Below are 18,757 nucleotides of genomic sequence, written 5' to 3'. Positions count from 1 at the left end.
CAGCGAGTCCGCGACGATTCCAAGAAGGGACCGGCTCACCGCGATGCGCGGGACGAGAGCCGGCGCAGCGCATCCGAGACCGACCGGATGGGGCGCGAGCAGCAGCGGCGCGCCACCGCGTACGGGCGCGCCCGGGGGCGGCTGTGAGCGGGTTCTCCTACGCGGGGCGCGACTTCTCCCCGTATGTCCAGGCGGAGCTTGAGGAGCCGGCGGCGCACGCCCTGGAGCCGCGCGCGCTCGCGGTGCCGGGCAGGCCCGGCGCGCTGCTTCTGGGCTGCGAGCTGCCGCCGCGCGAGGTGCGGCTGCGGCTGCACCTGGACGCGGGGTCGCAGATGACGCCGGGCGAGCTGTCGCGCCTGCGGGCTCTGCTGCGCGCATGGCTCTGCGCGCCCGGCGGCGGGGACCTCGCCCTGCCCGGCGAGGACGCGCTCACGTGGCGCGACGCGGTGGTGACGGGCGTCTCGGACTGGGACAACCTTTTCGAGGGCGGCTCGTGCGCCGTGGATTTCACGTGCTACGACCCGGTGGCGTACGGCGCGGGGCGCTCCTGCGCGGGGACGGAGCTCGAGGTGCTGGGCACCTGGCCGACGCTGCCCGTGATGACGCTGACGGCCGCGGCCGGCTCCGCCGTGAAGGTGACGGACGGCGGCGGGCGCTTCGTGCTGGTCGAGCGGGGCCTCTCCGCCGGGGACGAGGTGGTGATGGACTTCGCCGCCGAGTCCGTGACGGTGGACGGCGAGGACGCCTCCGCCGACGTGGGCGTGGAGAGCACGTTCTTCTCGCTCTCGCCCGGCGCGCGCGTCCTGACGTTCTCCGGGTGCTCGGCGCACGAGGTGGCGTGGACGGAGAGGTGGCTGTAGATGGTTCCGGCGATCTACCTCTTCGACCGCTTCGACAGCCCGCTGGGGATCCTGTCTGCCGTGGCCTCGCTCACGCACACCGAGGAGCTGGGCGGCGAGGACACGATCGAGTTCGACTGCGCGGCGGCGCCCGAGAAGGGGTCCCGCCTGCTGTGGCGAGACCCCGAGGACGGCGCCTGGCGCGAGCACGTGGTGGTGCGCACCGACGAGCCGCTCACGGGGGCTGCGCATGTGTACGCCGAGTCCTCCATAAGCGAGCTTCTGGGCGACTTCATCGAGGAGGAGCGCCTGTCCGCGAAGACCGCCGCCGAGGCGCTCGCCGCCGTGCTGGCCCACACGCGCTGGACCGCGGGCTACGTGGGCGCGGGCGATGCGCGGCACGGCTGCCTGCTCTACCACGTGAACGCGCTCGCCGCGCTGAGGCGCGTCGAGGAGGTCTGGGGCGGCGAGCTCGAGTGCTCGATAGCCGTGGAGGGCGGGCGCGTCGCCGGGCGCACGGTGTCGCTGCCCGCGCGGCGCGGGGGCTGGCGCGGGGCGCGGCTCACGCGCGGCAAGGGGCTCATGGCCTGCACGCGCACGGTGCTGGAGGACGAGGTGTTCACGGCGCTCTACGGATTTGGGCGCGGGCTGCCGGTCCTGGACGAGAGCGGCGAGCATACCGGCGGCTACGCCAGGCGGCTGACCTTCGGCGCCGTGAACAACGGCGTGAACTGGGTGGGCAGCGACGAGGCGCGCCTGGTGTGGGGGCGGCCCGACGGTTCCGGCGGCAGGGCGCACCGGTTCGGATGCGTGGTGTTCGCCGAGTGCGAGGACGCCTCCGAGCTGAAGGCGCTCACCGAGGCGGAGCTTGCGCGGCTGAGCCGTCCCCGCGTGGCCTACGAGGCCGAGGCGGCTCGGGTCTGCGGCTGCGGCTTCGTGGGGCTGGGAGACGACGTCGCGGTGTGCGACGACGCGCGGGTGCCTCCGTGGAGGTTCACGGCGCGATGCGTGCGGCGCGTGCGGGAGCTCGGCGCGGGCGGGATCGTGCGCCGGCTTGCGCTGGGGACCGTGGAGCGCACGTCGTGGTCGGCGTCCGCCGACGTGGCGGCGCGCGTGGCCACGGTCGAGGAGGCGGCTTCCGCCGCCGGCGAGGCCGCAGCCGCCGCCGCGGGGGCGGTCTCCTCCCTGGAGGATCTGAGCGAGATGGAGTTCTGACATGGCTGACGAGGAGACGTTTGCGCTTGCGGGCGACGGGCTGTACGAGGTGACGTGGGACGGCGCCGACGCGCCGCTGCGGATGCCGCTTCTCGCCTCGCCCGCAGACGCGCGGGGGCGCGGCATGGACCTTTCCGTGGTGCGCGGCGGCGAGGCGGTCGACCTTACGGGCGCGACGGCATACCTGCTGTGGCGCCACCGCGAGGCGCGGGCGCGCGGTTGCGAGCCGTTCGAGGCGGTGGACGCCGAGCACGGCCGGTTCCGTGTGTTCTGGCCCGCCTCGATGGCGTGCGCGGAGGGCACGGTCGACGCGCAGGTGGTGGTCTGCGGCGGTGACGAGGCGATCTCGTCCGCGCCGTTCGCCGTGCGCGTGGCGGCGGCGCTCGGCGGCGTCGAGGGCTCGGGCGGCGACGGGTACTCGATGTTTCTGGAGGCGATCCGGAAGTTCGAGGAGGCCGACGAGCTGATCGACGATGCCGTCGAGAAGGCGCAGCAGGCGGCGTCCGCCGCGATCGCCGCCGCTACGGCTGCGGCCACGGCGGCGACCGAGGCGAAGGACGACCTGCTCGCGGCGGCGGAGCGCGGCGACTTCGACGGCGAGCCGGGCGCCGCGGGCGCCGACGGGCAGGACGGCGTGAGCCCGACGGCGAAGGTGGAGCAGACCGAGGCCGGCGCGCTCATCACCGTGACGGACGCTTCCGGCACCACGACCGCGACGCTCGCGCACGGGCAGAAGGGCGACGCGCTCACGTTCGACGACCTCACCGAGGAGCAGGTGGCGGCGCTGCGCGGCGAGAAGGGCGATACGGGCGACGCGTTCGAGTACTCCGACTTCACGCCCGAGCAGCTGGAGGCGCTGCGCGGGCCGGCCGGGGCGGACGGGGCCGACGGTGCGGACGGCATCAGCCCGCAGGTGTTCTTCGTCAGCTATCCCGAGGATGAGGGCATCAAGATCCAGATCTGGGACCACCAGCACGCGGAGGCGCGCGTGATCAGGCACGGCACGAGCTGCACGCACTCGTGGGACGGCACGGTGCTCACCGTGACGAGCGCAAGCGGGACGAGCTCGGCCGACCTCGCGGGGCCGAAGGGCGACAAGGGCGACCCCGGCGAAGCGTTCTCGTACTCGGACTTCACGGCGGAGCAGCTGGAGGCGCTGCGCGGGCCGGCGGGTGCCGACGGCGCAGACGGCGAGAACGGGGCCGACGGGGCCGACGGGGCCGATGCCGACATCGTGGGGGCGACCGCCACGGTGGACGGGTCCACGGGGACGCCCGCGGTCACCGTGACGATGGGCGGTACGCCGGGGGCGCGGACGTTCGCGTTCGCCTTCTCGGGCCTCAAGGGCGAGGCCGGGGAGCCCGGGCCGCAGGGAGAGCCGGGCGCGGACGGGGCGCCGGGCAGCGCGCCCGACCTTTCCGCGTACGCGACGAAGGCCTATGTGGACCAGGCGATCGAGGACCTGGACGATCTTTCCGAGATGGAGTTCTAGATGGCTGTGGGAACGGTTACCAAGGCGCTCCTGACCGAGATCGCCAACGCGATCCGCGAGCAGAACGGGCAGCAGGCGCGCTACATGCCGCTGGAGATGAGCTCGCGGGTGCTGGAGATGGACGGGACGCGCGAGGGCGCGGGGCTCGCCGCCGCGCCCGAGGCGGGCACCGGGATCCTCTCCGAGGTCGTGTTCGAGCTCCTGGCCGACGCGATCCGCACGCAGAACGGGTCGACGGCGACCTACACCCCCGCCGAGATGCCTGCGGCGATCCGCGCGCTCACATGGGACACGGGGGTCAAGATGCGCGCGCTGCTGCTCTCCGACGGGACGCTCGAGCTGAACTACCGCGACGGCCGGTCCTCCGACGTGGAGGGGGCGGTGATCCTGGAGGGATGGGAGATCCCGGCCGAGGGCTTCTCGTCCTCGAGCGACATCCCCTGGCGCACGCGGCGCAGCGAGGTGCTGCGGGCGCTGATAGACTCGGACTTCGCGGGCGGCGGCCTGACCAACGCGTCGCACCTGTTCCAAAGCCTGCAGCAGATGACCGAGGTGCGGGGGTTCGAGGCGCTCGAGGGCGCGCTGAGCTTCGATCAGGTGTTCTCGAGCTGCCCTTCGCTGGAGAGCGTGTACGCTGCCAGATGGGAGCCTGCCGGAGAGCAGACGGGCAGCCTTGGCCTCTACGGGTGCAACCGCCTGGTGGGCGGGATGGGCTATTCGCCCGACTACGGCGAGGACGTCGACGGGCACCTGGGGTTCGGCGAGGACGGCATCCTGACGGATCCCGCGGCCGATGCGCGCGAATGGGTGGCGTGCCACCTGTACGCCGACGGCGAGCTCGTGCTGACGCTGGATCCCGAGCCCGAGGAGGGACGCGAGGTCGCGCTGAGCTCGCGGATGTGCGCGACGGCGCGCTACCGGGCGATCGGGTCGCGCGCCTGGGACGATGCCGGGGTGGACGTGCTGAAGGCGACGTTTTCCGAGGACCTGTCGGGGCTTACGTACGCGAACCTGTCGTACTGGTTCTACACCGACGGGGAGATGGCCGAGGTCGCCGGGCTCTCCAACCTGCCGGAGGTCCGGGAGATGCGCTACGCGTTCTCGAGCTGCGACGGGCTCACCGAGCTCGACCTGTCCGGGTTTCCGACCGAGGGGCTCACGGACCTGTTCTACTGCTTCTCGGGGTGCTCGAACCTGGAGACTATCTGGGTGGATGCGGACTGGTCGCTGCCCGCGGGGTGCGAGGGGTCCGGCATGTTCTACGGCTGCGAGGCGCTGGTGGGCGGCGCGGGGACGACATACGACAGCGGTGGCAGGGACGAGGACTACTGCCGGATCGACGAGCCGCCGGGGGCTCCGGGGTATCTGACGGCGAAGTGAGAGGCTGACTGAAGCCCCTTCGGTGCACACGCAGCTAGCGCTGCCTGCGGCGAAGGGGTGGGCGAGCCGTTGGACGACGTTTGGGTTCGCTTGCTTTCTTAGGCGACGCTGGGATTGAAATTTCTGACAGTGAAGAAGGCTTAAGAGCGTTTCTGAAGCTCTTTGTAGAGCTGTTCGGGTTTCATTGTAGAAAGCTCCGGATCTTGGCGGAGTAGCGACACGACCTTGTTGTCGCGCATGAATTTACGCGCCTCATCATCGGTGTAGTTCTTCTTCTCTTTGAGAAATCTCTCAAGGCTGCGCATCGGCGCGCGTGTTCGAGCCTCCCACTGGACTCTTTCCTCAGCTTCTTTGATGCCAATACCCCAGTGCTTCTGAAGGGCCGTAACGATAGCGACCCTGTCTTCGGTCACCTCGAATAGCGCCGCTACCGCCCTGTCTATTCCTCGGGAAAACTCTAGATCCACAGCCTCTTGAATTTCTTGGTCTATCTGGGTCTGAAAGTCTTCCCGTACCCCATCGATTACTGAAGATCCAAATTCTTTGAGGCCGTTTATCACATTCGCCTTATTCATCTCGCACCCCCAACTTCACGTTCGGTCTGATTATCGACAGAACTCGCTTCCATGTGAACTTCTTTGTGAAGAAACAGAATGCAACACTTCGCTCATTTTACCAGCCGAACAGGCGTTTTGTGACCGCGCGGGACACTCGTGGCGGGCGGGGCGTCCCGTCCGGGGAGGAGGCGCGCATGGAGTCGGTGGTCGCGGCGCTCGTGACGGGGGTGCTCACCCTCGTGGGCGTGGTGGTGTCCAACTCGCGCAACCGCGCGGTGATGGAAGTCAAGATCGACAACCTGACGAGGCAGGTGGAGAAGCACAACTGCCTGATGGAGCGCACCTACGCCCTGGAGCGGGACGTGTCCGTCGTGAAGGCCGAGATCGAGAACATGAAGGAGGGCCGTTAGATGGAGGAGTTCCTGACGAGCAACGAGTGGCCGTGGCGCTTGGCGCGGACGATCGTGCAGGGCGTGCTGGGCGTGGTGGTGGCCAACGTCGACATGCTGGTTGGCTGCGCGGTGCTGGAGCCGACGTGGCGCGCCGTGGTGGTGGCGCTGGTGATGGCGGTGCTGTCGCCGGTGATGGCGGAGCTGGGCGCGGCGCTGCCGGCGGGCGGTGAGCGCGATGAGTGACGAGGCGACGCTCGGGCCGACGGCCGAGCAGCTGACGGCGATCGAGCAGGGGCCCGAGGGGGCTCCCGACGGCTTCGACCCCGAGGAAGGTGATGGCGAGTGAACATAGTCGAGTTCGTCCAGGCGAGTGGCGCGAACTACACCGCCGGGCGCGGCGGGCGCGCGATCGACGGGATGGCGGTGCACTACACGGCGACCTCTGCGAGCGCGCACAACAACCTGGTGTACTTCTCGCGTGCCGGCACGGGCGCCTCGGCGCACCTGTTCGTGGACAAGGACGGGTCGATCCGGCAGTCGGTGCGCCTCGAGGACACCGCGTGGGCGGTGGGCGACTTCGCCGAGAACCAGCGCACGGTGTCCGTGGAGGTCGTGAGCGCCGGCGAGGACTTCACCGATTCGCAGGTGGCGGCGCTGGCGGAGATCTGGGCGTTCCTTCGTGCTACGCACGGGGTGACGAGGCTGATCCGCCACTACGACGTGACGGGGAAGCTGTGCCCGGCGCCATACGTGGACGCGGGCAAGTGGGCGGCGCTCAAGGCGCGCATCTTGGGAGGCGGCGGGGCAGCTGTCGCGCCGGGCCCTTCCGGGGGCGCTCCCTCCGGCAGCGTCGCCGACTTGGCGGCGCGCGTGATCGCGGGCGAGTTCGGGAACGGCGACGCCCGCCGCGCGGCGCTGGGGAGCCGCTACGACGAGGTGCAGGCGGAGGTGAACCGCATCCTGCTAGGCGGCTCGGGTTCTGCGGCACCGGCTGCAGCTGCGCCCGCGCCCGCCGCTCCCGACATCGAGGCGCTGGCGCAGGCGGTGATCCGCGGCGAGTACGGCAACGGGGACGCGCGCCGAGCGGCGCTTGGCGCCAACTACGACGCGGTGCAGGCCAGGGTCAACGAGATCCTGGGCGTGGGCGGCGGGTCTTCGGGCGGCTCCGGCGGAGCCGACATCGAGGCTCTCGCCCAGGCTGTTATACGCGGCGACTACGGCAACGGCGAGGAGCGCAGGCGCCGCCTGGGCTCGCTCTACGATGCCGTGCAGGCGCGCGTGAACGAGATCCTGCTGTGACGCGGGACGACCTCCGCTGGGGCGTGGCCACGGTGCTGGCGGCGATACTGTGCCTGTACGCGCTGCCGTTCCTGCCGCTGGCGTGGCTGGCCGGCAGGTCGGGCCGTTAGGTTCGTGCCAGGTGCACGGCTTTTCAACGCTTTCCACGCGCCGGAGGGCCCCTGCCATGGCCCGCAGGCGTGTGGGAAGGGTTGGAAAGCCCCGGGCCCGCCTCTTTCCGTTTCTCAAGGTGCGGCCCCGCATCCTCTCTCGGGATGCGGGGCCGTCTCGGCTCAGATGGTTATCGTGTCGCGGCGCCTGGGGCCGGCGACGAGCATGCGGTGCCACCAGTCGCGGTGCCTGGGGCCCGCCCCTGCGAGCGCGTCGATGAGGCGTGTCTGGGTGACCTCGTCGAAGCGGGCGAAGTCGTCTCGCATCGCGTTCTCGATGGCCGCGGAGGCGGCGACCATGTCGCGCAGGATCTCTTGCTTCTCCTCGAGGGTGAAGCTCTCCGGGGAGATCTCGACGATCCCGGCCATGAAGTAGGCGCGGTCTTCTTCGGCGGTGAGCGCGTTCCAGTCGGTTGCCATTCTGGGTCTCCGTTCCCTTCTGGAACCGTCTTTTGAGGAGCTTCTGGGCGGTACGAATTCCGGTACGAAGGAGCCTGGAAGGAGCGTTTCGCAGCGTTTTCTTGCGTTGTGCGCATCAGTTAGAAAAACGGTATTCTACCTGCGGGAATGATGCGTTTTGTTGCGAAGCGCTCCTTGGTGCTTATACCCCCTCAGTCCCCCATTTGGTTACCGATTGACGGGATACGCCGAGCAGCATGGCGAGCTGCTCTTGGGTCATGTTGCGCGTGGCACGCAGGTGCTGGAGGTTGTCGCGAAAGCTCATGGTCGGCCTTTCGATTGGGGCTGCAATGCTTGCCGGCATCTCCAGTATGCAGGCGCCGCGAAGCCCATTCTACCAACCGCAGGGCTGCATTTTAGGGCGAAACGCAGGCAACCGCCAGGCGCCTGGCGGTTGCCTTTCGCTGGTAGATAGTGTTGTTTTCCTCAATAAGCTCGGATTCGGCTTTGGTTACCAGATTCCGAGCACGTGCTGCATGCCCAGGGACACCGCCGCGATGGCGATCCAGCAGACGAGGCCCATGAGGATCGGCTTGCCGCCCGTGCGGACGAGTTTGACGATATTGGTGTTGAAGCCGATGGCCGCCATGGCCATGATGATGAAGAACTTGGAAAGTTCCTTGATGGGCACGGTCACCTCGGCGGGCAGGGCGAACACCGTGGTGATGACGCTCGCAAGCACGAAGAAGATGATGAAGAACGGGAAGATCTTCTTGAGGTCGAACGTGCCGGCGGCCTCGCCGTTGCCCTCGCCGGCAGCGGCGGCACGCTTTGCGCGGCGCACCTGCATGAACGCGAGCGCGAGCGTGATGGGGATGATGGCGAGCGTGCGCGTCAGCTTCACGATCGTCGCCTCATCGAGCGTGTTGGCACCCGGATGCATGCCGTCCCACGCGGCCGCGGCGGCCGTGACCGAGGACGTGTCGTTCACCGCCGTGCCCGCGAAGAGGCCGAAGCCCTCGTTCGAGAGGCCGAGCATGCCGCCGAGCGTGGGGAACACGAGCGCCGCGATGACGTTGAACAGGAAGATAACGCTGATGGACTGGGCGATCTCCTCGTCATCCGCATCGATGACCGGCGCCGTCGCCGCGATGGCCGAGCCACCGCAGATGGAGGAGCCCACGCCGACGAGCGTCGAGATCTTGCTCGGAATCTTGAGCGCACGGCGCAACACGTAGGACACGATGAGCGAGGTGGCGATCGTCGACACGATGATGGGCAGCGACGTCATGCCGACCTTCGCGATCTGCGTGAGGTTGAGGCCGAAGCCCAGCAGGATGACCGCGTACTGCAGGATTATCTTCGACGTGAACTTCACGCCCGTCTGCAGCGGCGCCGCCGTGCGCTCCGGCACGATGAGAGCAAGCACCATGCCGAAGAGAATGGCGAACACCGGCCCGCCGATCACCTCGAACTGCTTGCCGAGCAGCCATGCGGGAATAGAGATGGCGAGCGCGAACAACACGCCCCTCCACATGCTGCTGAAATTCTTAACCAGTTCCATATACACGTCCTTCCAACAACCAATTTCGTTGATTTCATGCTAGAACGTGCCTTTATAATCGTTTCTATCTATCTGCTTATAGAGTCATAACTATTCGTGATTTCGAACGGCGTGCAACGGCTCAAGCACCACACGCCCGCAGGAAAGGAGACGCGATGCTGGACTACCGCGCGCACACCTTTTTGGAGGTCTGCCGGCAGAAGAGCTTCACCCGCGCCGCCGCGGCGCTCCACATCACGCAGCCGGCGGTCTCCCAGCACATCCGCCAGCTGGAGACCTACTACGGCTGCGCGCTCTTCACCAAAACGGGGCGCGGCGTGGAGCCCACGCGCGCCGGCAAGCTGCTCTACCGTGCCCTCGACATGATGGAAAACGACGATACCCGCCTGCGGGAGGAGATCCATGCGCTCGCGACGGACGGCACCGCGATGCCGCCGCTGCGCCTCGGCTGCACGCGCACGATTGTCGACTTCGTGGCCCCGCGCCTGCTGGCAGCGCACCTTGCCCGCCATCCCGACGAGCGCCTCCTCATGTGCGCGGGCAACACCGCCGAGCTCGTCTCCCTCATCGACCGCGGCGACATCGACTTCGCGCTCGTCGAGGGGTCGTTCAACCGGAATCTGTTCGACAGCGCCGTCTTCTCGCACGAGCCCTACGTGGCCGTCGCCGCCCCCGAAACAATAGCGCGCCCCACCTCTATCCGCGACCTGCTCACATGCCGGCTTATCCTGCGCGAAACCGGCTCGGGCACACGCGAGATCCTCGAGAAGCACCTGGCGGCGCGTGACCTTGAACCGGCAGACTTCGCCGCCACCATCGAGCTCGCGAGCATCCCCGCCATCAAGGCCTGCGTCGAGGCCAAAGCGGGCATCAGCTTCCTCTACCGCGCCGCCGTCGAGCGCGAGCTCGCCGCGGGAACGCTTGTCGACATCACGCCGGCGGACTTCTCCATCGAGCACGACTTCGCGCTCATCTGGCAGCGCGGCAGCCGCTACGCCGGACGTTACCGCGCCCTGTTGCGCGCATGGCGGCGAACGGCACAGCACGCGGACGCCACCTCGGAGACCACGGCCCCGAACGCCCCCGCGACAGATGCCGGCCGAACGGGTATCGTTAGGTTCTAACCATCGACGAGAGGAGAACGAACATGCGCGACACGGTGAGCCTCAGCGCCTTGGAGGAAGCGGCCAAGCGTAACAACCGGCCCGGGCCCGACCATCTGAACTGCAGCGAGTCGGTCATCGCCGCCCTTTGGGACGCCTTCGAGCCCGACTTCCCGCGCAGCGTGGTCGCGGCGGGCGCCGGCATGGGCGCAGGCCTCGGCGGCTCGGGCTGCATCTGCGGCGCCCTTGCCGGCGGCGTGACCTTCTTGGGCCTCATGCTCGAAACCAAGGAGCGCGCCAAGCCCGCCTCCGGAGAGCTGCACGACGCGTTTTGCGCAGGCATCGGACGTCGCACCCCGTGCTGCCGCATCCTCACGCGCGGCATGGAGTGGACAAGCGACGAGCGCGTCTGCCAGTGCCAGAACAACTGCGCCCTCGCGGCGACGGAGGCAGCAAAGATCCTCGGCCGCGAGCTGGGCGTCACCATCGAGCCGTAGGGAGAGGCGCTGCCACCAGCGGCCGTAGACCGCGCTCACAGTCCATGCAACACAAAGCGAGGGACCCCGCATGCCGCGGAATCCCTCGCTTTTTCATCTCTCGATGAGCTTTGCGCTAGTGGGCGCCCTGGCCGTAGTAGGCGTTCGGACCGTGCTTGCGCAGGTAGTGCTTGTCCTGCAGGTGCTGCGGAGCGGGCTCGACACCCGGCTGCAGCATCTCGGTGCGCGCAGCCATCTTGCAGACCTCGTCGAGCACCACGGCATGGTACACCGCCTGCGCGGCGTCCTTACCCCAGGTGAAGGGGCCGTGGTTGCGCACGAGCGTGGCGGGCACGGCCACCGGGTCGATGTTGCGCTCGGTGAAACCCTCGACGATCACCTTGCCGGTGTTGAGCTCGTAGGCCTCCTCGATCTCGGTCTCGGTCAGGCCGCGCATGCAGGGGACGGGTCCGTAGAAGTAGTCGGCATGCGTGGTACCGTAGGCGGGCACGTCGCGCCCGGCCTGCGCCCAGGCAACCGCCCAGGCGGAATGGGTGTGCACGACGCCGGCGATCTTGTCGCCCCAGTTCTGATAGAGGAAGGCATGCGTCGCGGTATCGGAGGACGGGTTGAGGTCGCCCTCGACGACCTTGCCCTCGAGGTCGCATACGACCATGTTTTCAGGGCTGAGCTCGTCGTAATCCACACCGGAGGGCTTGATCACGAACAGACCGCTCTCGCGGTCGAACTCGGAGGCGTTGCCCCAGGTGAACACGACGAGGCCGTGCTTGGGAAGGTCCATATTGGCCTCGTAGACCTTCTCGCGAAGCTCTTTGAGCATCATGGGCGAATAATCCTTTCTCGTAAGCCGGGTGCCGCAGGGCATCCGGCATCGGTGACCCTTCGGAAGGCGGCCGCCGGACGATGGTCGTCTAGTACAAAATGCCCGGCGGCCGCGGAAGGGGAAGCGACGCGAAACGCTACGCGAACGCGCGCTCGGCGGCCTTCTCGGCCTCGTTGGCCTGCTTGAAGGTGGCGAGGAACGCACGGTAGCCCTCGACGTCGGCCGGGTCGGGCTCGAGCGTGGTGCCCTCCATGTCGGCGAAGACCTTGTTGTTGAGGTAGTCGGCGAGCGACTCGCCCTCCTCGTGCCACGCCATGTAGGCGGCAGCGACGGCCTGGCCCCACGCGCCGCCCTCGCCGGCGGTCGCCATGACGGTGACCGGGGCCTCGAGCGCCGCGGCAAGCAGGCTCTGGGCGACCTTCGGGGTCTTGAAGATGCCGCCGTGGCCATAGAGCTTGTCGATCTTCACGTCCTCGGCGCGCAGCGCCTCGTTGCCGGCAGCCAGGGCGCCGAAGGCGGCCATGATGTTCATACGCATGAAGTTGGCGATGCTGAACTTCGAGTTCTGGCCGCGCAGCACCAGCGGGTAGCCGGTCTGGACGCCCATGACGGTCTCGCCGGAGATGAACGGGATGGACACGAGGCCACCGGCGTCCTTATCGCCGTCGAGTGCAGCGCCGAAGAGCTTGACGAAGGCGTCGCCCTTGTCCACATCGGCACCCATGAGCTCGGCGAACTCGCACAGCAGGTTCACCCAGCCGTTGATGTCGGACGTGCAGTTGTTGCAGTGCACCATCGCGACGGGGTCGCCCACGGGCGTCGTCACGAGGTCGATCTCGGGCGCGGTGGCGTCCTTCAGCGCGTGCTCGAGGACGATCATCGAGAACACCGAGGTGCCGGCGGACACGTTGCCGGTGCGCGGCGCGATGGAGTTCGTCGCGATCATGCCGGTGCCGGCGTCGCCCTCAGGCGGGCAGACCGGACAGCCGGGCTCGAGGTCGCCGTCGGCGTCGAGCAGCTTGGCGCCCTCAGCGCTCAGATGCCCCGCGCACTCGCCCGCAACGAGGATCTTCGGCAGCAGGTCCTCCACCTTCCAGGCGACGCCCTTGCTCGCCACGAGCTCGTCGAACTTGGCGAGCATGGTGGCGTCGTAGTCATGCGTCTCAGAGTCGATGGGGAACATGCCGGACGCGTCGCCGACGGAGAGCACCTTCTCGCCGGTCAGACGCCAGTGGGCGAAACCCGCAAGCGTCGTGAAGAAGTCGATCTTGTCCACATGCTCCTCACCGTTCAGCACGGCCTGGTAGATGTGGGACACGCTCCAGCGCTCGGGCGTGTGGAACGCGAAGAGCTCGGAGAGCTCGTGAGCGGCCTGGGTCGTGGTGGTGTTGCGCCAGGTGCGGAACGGCACGAGCAGGTTGCCCGCGGTGTCGAACGGCAGGTAGCCGTGCATCATGGCGGAGATGCCCAGCGCGCCGATCTTCTTCAGCGTCACGCCGTACTTCTCGGCGACATCGGCCTTGCACGCTGCATAGGCCGCGGCGAGCCCGGCGAAGATCTCGTCCTCGCTGTAGGTCCAATAGCCGTCGACCAGCGAGTTCTCCCAGTCGAAGGCGCCGATGGCGATAGGCTCGTTGTCAGATGCGACGAGCACCGCCTTGATGCGGGTCGAGCCGTACTCGATGCCCAGAGCGGTCGCCCCGGACTCGATGTCGGCGATGATCTGTTCTTTCGTCATGGCCATGAGCCTCTCCTCAATAAAGAAGAAGGCCGCGCCCCGACGGGGCGGGACGCGGCTGATGATACCTGACAAGCTGGATTGCACCGCACAGTCTTACGCTGCAGGGGCGCACCCGAACCCGTTAGCGGTAGTACACCTCGCCGAGCTTGAGATCGCGCTTGAAGTCACGGAGGTTCGTGTTGGCGTCGATGACCACGCTCTCGATGCCCATGGCGTCGGCCCAGTCGATCATCTGATCGGCCGTGAGGTCGAAGGACACCGCGGTGTGATGCGCGCCGCCAGCGTAGATCCAGGCCTCGGTGCCGACCTTGAGGTTCGGGCGCGGGGTCCAGAACATGGTGCCGGTGGGCAGCATCGGCATGGGCTTCTCGACCTTCTTGCAGTCGACGTCCTGGATGATCAGGCGGAAGCGGTTGCCCAGGTCGATGAGGGAGGTGGCGATAGCCGGGCCGGTCTTGGCGGTGAAGATCAGGCGCGCCGGGTCCTCACGGTCGCCCATGGACAGCGGCGTGGCGCGAATGGCGATCTTGCCCTCGGCCATGGACGGGTCGACCTCGGACATATGGGACTCGAGGATACCCTCCTTGCCCGGGACCAGGTTATAGGTGTAGTCCTCCATGAGGGCGGAGCCCTTGGCGTTCGGATCGCCGGCGGTCATGACCTTCATGAGGCGGACCATAGCCGGGGTCTTCCAGTCGCCCTCGGGGCCGAAGCCGTAGCCCTTCTGCATGAGGCGCTGAATGGCGAGCGACGGGAGCTGCTTCAGGCCGCCCAGATCGCCGAAGTGATCGGAGAAGGCGTTGTAGTTGTGGTCGACCAGGAAGCGCTCGATACCGATCTCCTGCGCAGCCTGGACCTCGACGTGAGCGCGGAACTCCTCGGGATCGCGGCCGTCGAGCACGATGTCGTAGGTGTCGTAGTACTCGTCGGCGAGCGCCTTGACCTCAGCGGGGGTGACGGCGTCCACGTAGGGCACGAGCTCGTTGACAGGCCAAGCGTCGACGGTCCAGCCGAAGACCTGCTGGGCCTCGATCTTGTCGCCGTCGGTCACCGCGACGTTGCGCATGGTGTCGGCGAAGCGGCAGACGCGGATGTTGCGGCTCTCGTTGATGCCGACCGCGACGCGCTGCCACTGACCGAGCTCAGCCAGGACCGACTCGTCCTTCCAATAGCCGAAGATGACCTTATGGTTCCAACGCATACGGGCGAAGATATGACCGAGCTCACGCTCGCCATGGGCAGCCTGATTCTCGTTCATGAAGTCCATGTCGATCGTGTCGTACGGAATCTCCTCGTTGTACTGCGTCGCGAACTGGCACAGCGGTTTGCGCAGGTCAGTGAGACCGGCGATGTAGTTCTTGGAGGGCGAGAACGTGTGGGCCCAGGTGATGATGCCGGCGCACTCGGGATCCATGTTGGCCTCGTTGAACGTGGCCTGGATGACGTCGGCGGTCAGCAGGTTCGGCTTGAGCACGACCTCGAACGGGACCTTGTCGGAAGCGTTCAGCGCGGCGACGACCTCGGCGGAGTGCTCGGCCACGTGCTGGAGAACCTCGTCACCGTACAGGTCCTGGGTGCAGGGGCAGAAATAGAACTTGTACTTCTTGATCTCGAGCATAGTTGCATATCTCCTTGCTCTCGCGGCGATTACATAGGGGCGGACGGGTTTGGCTGTTATGCGCCCGCGGCATTATGGCAAAAACCCGTCCGGTCTGCCATAAGCCATAGGTGCGGCGGGGGCCGCAGGGAGCGACCCCCGCACGACGGGCTATTTGATGACCTGGTTGGCCGCGCGCTCGGAGAAGATGGCGACCATGACGACGAACACGACGCCCAGAATGAGCTGCTGGATCTCGGTGGTGAAGCCGAGCATCACCAGGCCGCGCTGCAGCACGAGGTAGGACAGGACGCCGGTGATCACGCTGGAGAAGCGCGAGCGGGCGCCGCCGTTGATGGGCATGCCGCCGAGGACCAGGGCGATCAGGATCTGGGTCTCGAGCATGTTGCCGGCCTGCGAGGTGACCGAGCCGATGCGGATGGCGTTGATGAGTGCCGCGAAACCGGTGATGGCGCCGGCGACCACGTAGATGATGATCTTCGTGCGCTGGACGTTGATGCCGGCGAAGCGGGCGCCGGACTCAGAGGCGCCGATAGCCTTCAGGTTGGAGCCGAGGGCCGTGAAGTGCAGCACCAGGTAGGCGATGACGAGCACCACGACGACGATGCCGATGAGCAGCGGCGTGTTGGTGGCGAGCGCGGTCAGGTAGGTGGCCGCGTAGACCGGGTTGGAGGTGGTGACGTAGGCGATGACGCCGCGGAGCAGGAACATCATGCACATCGTGACCACGAACGACTGGACCTGGCCCTTGACGTGGAACAGGGCGTTGATGAGGCCGATCGCGGCGCCGGTGGCCATACCGCCCAGCACGGCGAGGATCGGGTTGTACTGCGACAGGAAGCACACCACTGCGCAGGACAGGCCCATCATGGAGCCCTGGGAGAAGTCCAGGCAGCCCATGGACATGATCATGTAGACGCCCACCGTCGCGATCATGAGGGTGAAACCACCCGAAATGATCAGCGTGATGTTACGCGGCGTGATGAGCGCACCGCCCGTCAGGATGGCGAAGATCGCAACGATCGCCACGAAGCTGATGATGGGCAAGAAGCTCTTGACGCGATACCAGTCGAATTTCTTCTCCTCGACCGCAGCCGCAGCCTTCGTATTAGTAGAAGCCATCTGTTTCGCCTCCTTAAATCATCTTCGCGATGATGTCTTGCTCGGTAAGATCGGGGCTGCGGAAGAGCTGTCCGTTGATCTTGCCATCCTTCATGACCAGAATGCGGTCGCACATGCCGATGAGCTCCATGATCTCCTCGGAGATGATCAGGATCGCCTTGCCCTGATTGCGCATCTCCGCGAGCAGCTGGTAGATGTCGGCCTTGACGCCGATGTCGATACCGCGGGTCGGCGAGTCGAGCAGCAGGATGTTGGACTGCTTGCCCAGCCAGCGCGCAAGCACGACCTTCTGCTTGTTGCCGCCGGACAGCGCCGAGACGTACTGGTCGACGCCGACCATCTTGGTGGACATGATGTCGGCATACTTCTTAGCGAACGCCTTGAGGTTCTTCTGGCGAAGAACCAGGCCCATGTCGCGCATCGAGGGCAGCGTGATGTTGTCCTGGATGGTGTCGTTGATCAGCAGGCTCTCGTTGTCACGGTCCTTGGAGGCATAGGCGATGGAGTGGTTGATGGCCGAGTTGATGTCGTTGATCTTCGTGCCGTCGCCCAGCTGCACGATGCCCTCGCGGTCGTAGGACGCGCCGAACATAGCCTTGCCGACCTCGTGCATGCCGCACTCGGACAGGCCGCCGATGCCCAGGATCTCGCCCTTGTGGAGCTCGAGGGACACGTTGTCCAGCGAGCCGGGGACGCTCACGTTCTGCATCATGATGGCGATCTCGCCCTGCGGCTCGGTCGCGTAGTTGGGGTAGTCGGTGCGGTAGTAGTTGTCGTCCATCTCGCGGCCGACCATGAGGGTCTTCAGACGGTCCTCGTCCACATCCTTGGCGTTGATGGTGGTGATGTAGTCACCATCGCGCAGAATGGAGATGCGGTCGGACATGCGCAGGACCTCGGCCATGTCGTGGGAGATGAAGATGACGCAGTGGCCCTTGGCACGCACGTCGAGCATGACCTCGAAGAGCTTCTCGCGGCCGTCCTGCGAAAGGGCGGTGGTGGTCTCGTCGACGACGAGGACCTTCGGGTCGAACCACGTGGACTTCAGGATCTCGATGATCTTGCGCTCCTCGAAGTTGTAGTTCTCGATGGGCGCGGTGGCGCGGACCTTCTCCAGGCCGAAGCCGTCGAGCAGCTCCTGGGCCTTCTTGTTCATGGCGGCGGTGTTCTTGATGCCGTACTTCATGAAGCGGCCCTCGTCGCCCAAGAACAGGTTCTCGGCGACCGTCAGGCCGTTCAGGGTACCGAGCTCCTGAACGATGACGGCCACGCCCAGGTGGTTGCCGTCGACCTGGTTTTTCGGGGCGATCTGCTTGCCATCGAGCGTGAAGGTGCCGCTGCCGATGGGCAGGATGCCGGTGAGCATGTTGGTGAACGTGGACTTGCCGGAGCCGTTCTCGCCGATCAGGGCGTGGATCTCGCCGGCGTAGAAGTCGAGGGACACCTCTTTGACGGCGTGCGTGGGGCCGAACTTCTTGTCGATCTTATCTGCGTGAAGCAACAGTTTATCTGACACAGCGTATCCCTCCTTTACTTAACGACGGCGCCCTTGACGCGCTTGACGGTCAGGGTGACGACGATCAGCAGCGTGAGGCCCGTGACGACGTTGTTGATGGTCGTGGGCATGCCGAGGGCCACGAAGCCGGCGAACATCATGGAGATGATGAGCTCGCCGATGGCGATGGCGACGACCGGGTGGCCGTACTTCTTGAAGGCCAGGCCGAAGAACGCGCCCATGAGCGGGGTGAAGTTCAGCGACTGGGACAGCATGCCGGTCATGGGCGTCTGGGCGGTGCCGTAGCCGATGTAGAGCACGGCCATGATGCCGACGAAGCCCGAGCACAGGATGAAGGCGAGGAACTTGTACTTGTCGACGTCGACGCCCATGTTCTTCGCGGTGAGCTCGTTGGTGCCGATGGCGTTGATGTAGGTGCCGACCTTCGTGTACTTCAGGATGAATCCGCACAGGAAGAAGGCGATCAGCGCCAAGATCACGTTGTACGGATAGGAACCGAACATGTTGTACTGGGCGTCCAGACGGGTGCCGGCCCAGTTGGCGGCGAACACGCTGAAGCTCTCGTAGATGAGCGACAGGCCGGTGGTGACGATCAGCGACGGGATGCGCAGGACCGTGTAGGCAAGGCCGTTGCAGAAACCGAGCAGCACGCCGCAGATGATCGGGGCGGCAACGAGGCCCACGACGCCGAACATCTGGCTGCAGCCGATGGACATCAGGCAGGACAGCACGAGGACAGAGCCGATGGAGAAGTCCCACAGGCCCTGGGTGACGATGAAGTACATACCGCAGCCGCCGACCGCGTAGATCAGCGCGCTTTGCAGGTAGGTCATGATCTGCTCAGGCGAACCGAACGTATCGGGACGCAGGACCTTGAAGATCGCCCAGCAGATAATGGTGAGTATGACGAGGAAGCCCACGCCAAACCACTGGCTTTGCTGGAGCTTTTTGATTGCGTCCATACACCTCTCCTTCCCAAGATGGATGCAACTCTAAAAGCGGGAGGCAAGACCCGGTAAGGGTACTTGCCCCCCGCTTCAGGAAGATGGCA

The 18,757-nt window shown here is 66.5% G+C and carries 19 protein-coding genes; 9 read left to right on the top strand and 10 right to left on the bottom strand.

Annotated elements, in window-relative coordinates:
* Positions 1-143: 143 nt before the first annotated feature.
* The 4 genes from H6A21_RS01035 to H6A21_RS01020 are packed head-to-tail and all read left to right on the top strand — an operon-like array spanning position 144 to position 4,926.
* The gene (locus tag H6A21_RS01035; protein ID WP_204559740.1) at positions 144-860 is read left to right on the top strand and encodes a phage distal tail protein; all 717 of its coding nucleotides are present in this window, start codon (positions 144-146) and stop codon (positions 858-860) included.
* Positions 861-2,054, top strand: coding sequence for a phage tail spike protein (locus H6A21_RS01030; protein ID WP_204559739.1), 1,194 nt, complete (start codon positions 861-863; stop codon positions 2,052-2,054). It begins immediately after the preceding gene.
* Position 2,055: 1 nt separating this feature from the next.
* On the top strand, positions 2,056-3,546 hold the full coding sequence (locus tag H6A21_RS01025) for a collagen-like protein (RefSeq protein ID WP_204206805.1): 1,491 nt from the start codon (positions 2,056-2,058) through the stop codon (positions 3,544-3,546).
* Positions 3,547-4,926, top strand: a complete 1,380-nt coding sequence (locus H6A21_RS01020) for a hypothetical protein (RefSeq protein WP_204559738.1) — start codon at positions 3,547-3,549, stop codon at positions 4,924-4,926. It abuts the gene before it with no gap.
* A gap of 140 nt (positions 4,927-5,066) precedes the next feature.
* Here H6A21_RS01020 and H6A21_RS01015 read toward each other — a convergent pair whose 3' ends face one another.
* Positions 5,067-5,501 carry a hypothetical protein gene (locus H6A21_RS01015; RefSeq protein WP_204559737.1) on the bottom strand — a complete coding sequence of 145 codons (435 nt, stop codon included), beginning with the start codon at positions 5,499-5,501 and terminating at the stop codon, positions 5,067-5,069.
* A gap of 176 nt (positions 5,502-5,677) precedes the next feature.
* Here H6A21_RS01015 and H6A21_RS01010 point away from each other — a divergent pair, with 176 nt between their 5' ends.
* From H6A21_RS01010 to H6A21_RS11190, 3 genes are all read left to right on the top strand, one after another.
* Positions 5,678-5,893 (top strand): hypothetical protein, encoded by a 216-nt coding sequence (locus H6A21_RS01010; protein ID WP_204559736.1) that lies wholly within the window; start codon positions 5,678-5,680, stop codon positions 5,891-5,893.
* Positions 5,894-6,118: an alanine racemase gene (locus tag H6A21_RS01005; protein ID WP_087196442.1), complete on the top strand. Its 225-nt coding sequence runs from the start codon at positions 5,894-5,896 to the stop codon at positions 6,116-6,118.
* A gap of 99 nt (positions 6,119-6,217) precedes the next feature.
* On the top strand, positions 6,218-7,174 hold the full coding sequence (locus H6A21_RS11190) for an N-acetylmuramoyl-L-alanine amidase (protein WP_204559735.1): 957 nt from the start codon (positions 6,218-6,220) through the stop codon (positions 7,172-7,174).
* Between the two features lie 272 nt (positions 7,175-7,446).
* On the opposite strand, the gene H6A21_RS00995 is transcribed toward H6A21_RS11190, so the two are convergent.
* The 3 genes from H6A21_RS00995 to H6A21_RS00985 form a co-directional block, all read right to left on the bottom strand.
* Positions 7,447-7,743 (bottom strand): hypothetical protein, encoded by a 297-nt coding sequence (locus H6A21_RS00995; RefSeq protein ID WP_204559734.1) that lies wholly within the window; start codon positions 7,741-7,743, stop codon positions 7,447-7,449.
* 181 nt (positions 7,744-7,924) lie between these two features.
* A complete protein-coding gene (locus tag H6A21_RS11075; RefSeq protein WP_275052422.1) occupies positions 7,925-8,047 on the bottom strand; it encodes a helix-turn-helix transcriptional regulator in 123 nt (40 codons plus the stop codon).
* A 186-nt stretch (positions 8,048-8,233) separates the two neighbouring features.
* Positions 8,234-9,286, bottom strand: coding sequence for a YeiH family protein (locus tag H6A21_RS00985; protein WP_204559733.1), 1,053 nt, complete (start codon positions 9,284-9,286; stop codon positions 8,234-8,236).
* A 155-nt stretch (positions 9,287-9,441) separates the two neighbouring features.
* On the opposite strand from H6A21_RS00985, the gene H6A21_RS00980 reads away from it, so the two are divergent.
* Together H6A21_RS00980 and H6A21_RS00975 are read left to right on the top strand one after the other, a co-directional pair.
* A complete protein-coding gene (locus H6A21_RS00980) occupies positions 9,442-10,410 on the top strand; it encodes a LysR family transcriptional regulator (protein ID WP_204559732.1) in 969 nt (322 codons plus the stop codon).
* Between the two features lie 23 nt (positions 10,411-10,433).
* Positions 10,434-10,886 (top strand): C-GCAxxG-C-C family (seleno)protein, encoded by a 453-nt coding sequence (locus H6A21_RS00975; protein WP_204559731.1) that lies wholly within the window; start codon positions 10,434-10,436, stop codon positions 10,884-10,886.
* 115 nt (positions 10,887-11,001) lie between these two features.
* Here the strand turns inward: H6A21_RS00975 and H6A21_RS00970 are convergent, their stop codons facing one another.
* The 6 genes from H6A21_RS00970 to H6A21_RS00945 form a co-directional block, all read right to left on the bottom strand.
* Entirely contained in the window at positions 11,002-11,709 is a 708-nt protein-coding gene (locus tag H6A21_RS00970; protein ID WP_204559730.1) for an L-ribulose-5-phosphate 4-epimerase, read from the bottom strand.
* A 136-nt stretch (positions 11,710-11,845) separates the two neighbouring features.
* Entirely contained in the window at positions 11,846-13,453 is a 1,608-nt protein-coding gene (locus H6A21_RS00965; RefSeq protein ID WP_204559729.1) for a xylulokinase, read from the bottom strand.
* Between the two features lie 118 nt (positions 13,454-13,571).
* Positions 13,572-15,068, bottom strand: coding sequence for an L-arabinose isomerase (gene araA / locus H6A21_RS00960; protein ID WP_204559728.1), 1,497 nt, complete (start codon positions 15,066-15,068; stop codon positions 13,572-13,574).
* A 150-nt stretch (positions 15,069-15,218) separates the two neighbouring features.
* Positions 15,219-16,190: an ABC transporter permease gene (locus H6A21_RS00955; RefSeq protein ID WP_204559727.1), complete on the bottom strand. Its 972-nt coding sequence runs from the start codon at positions 16,188-16,190 to the stop codon at positions 15,219-15,221.
* 13 nt (positions 16,191-16,203) lie between these two features.
* The gene (locus H6A21_RS00950; RefSeq protein WP_204559726.1) at positions 16,204-17,706 is read right to left on the bottom strand and encodes an ATP-binding cassette domain-containing protein; all 1,503 of its coding nucleotides are present in this window, start codon (positions 17,704-17,706) and stop codon (positions 16,204-16,206) included.
* Between the two features lie 14 nt (positions 17,707-17,720).
* Entirely contained in the window at positions 17,721-18,668 is a 948-nt protein-coding gene (locus tag H6A21_RS00945; RefSeq protein ID WP_204559725.1) for an ABC transporter permease, read from the bottom strand.
* Positions 18,669-18,757: the final 89 nt, after the last annotated feature.

The sequence above is a fragment of the Collinsella tanakaei genome, from assembly GCF_016902615.1.
Lineage (GTDB): Bacteria > Actinomycetota > Coriobacteriia > Coriobacteriales > Coriobacteriaceae > Collinsella > Collinsella tanakaei_A.
This window is presented reverse-complemented; position numbering and strand designations above follow the sequence as displayed.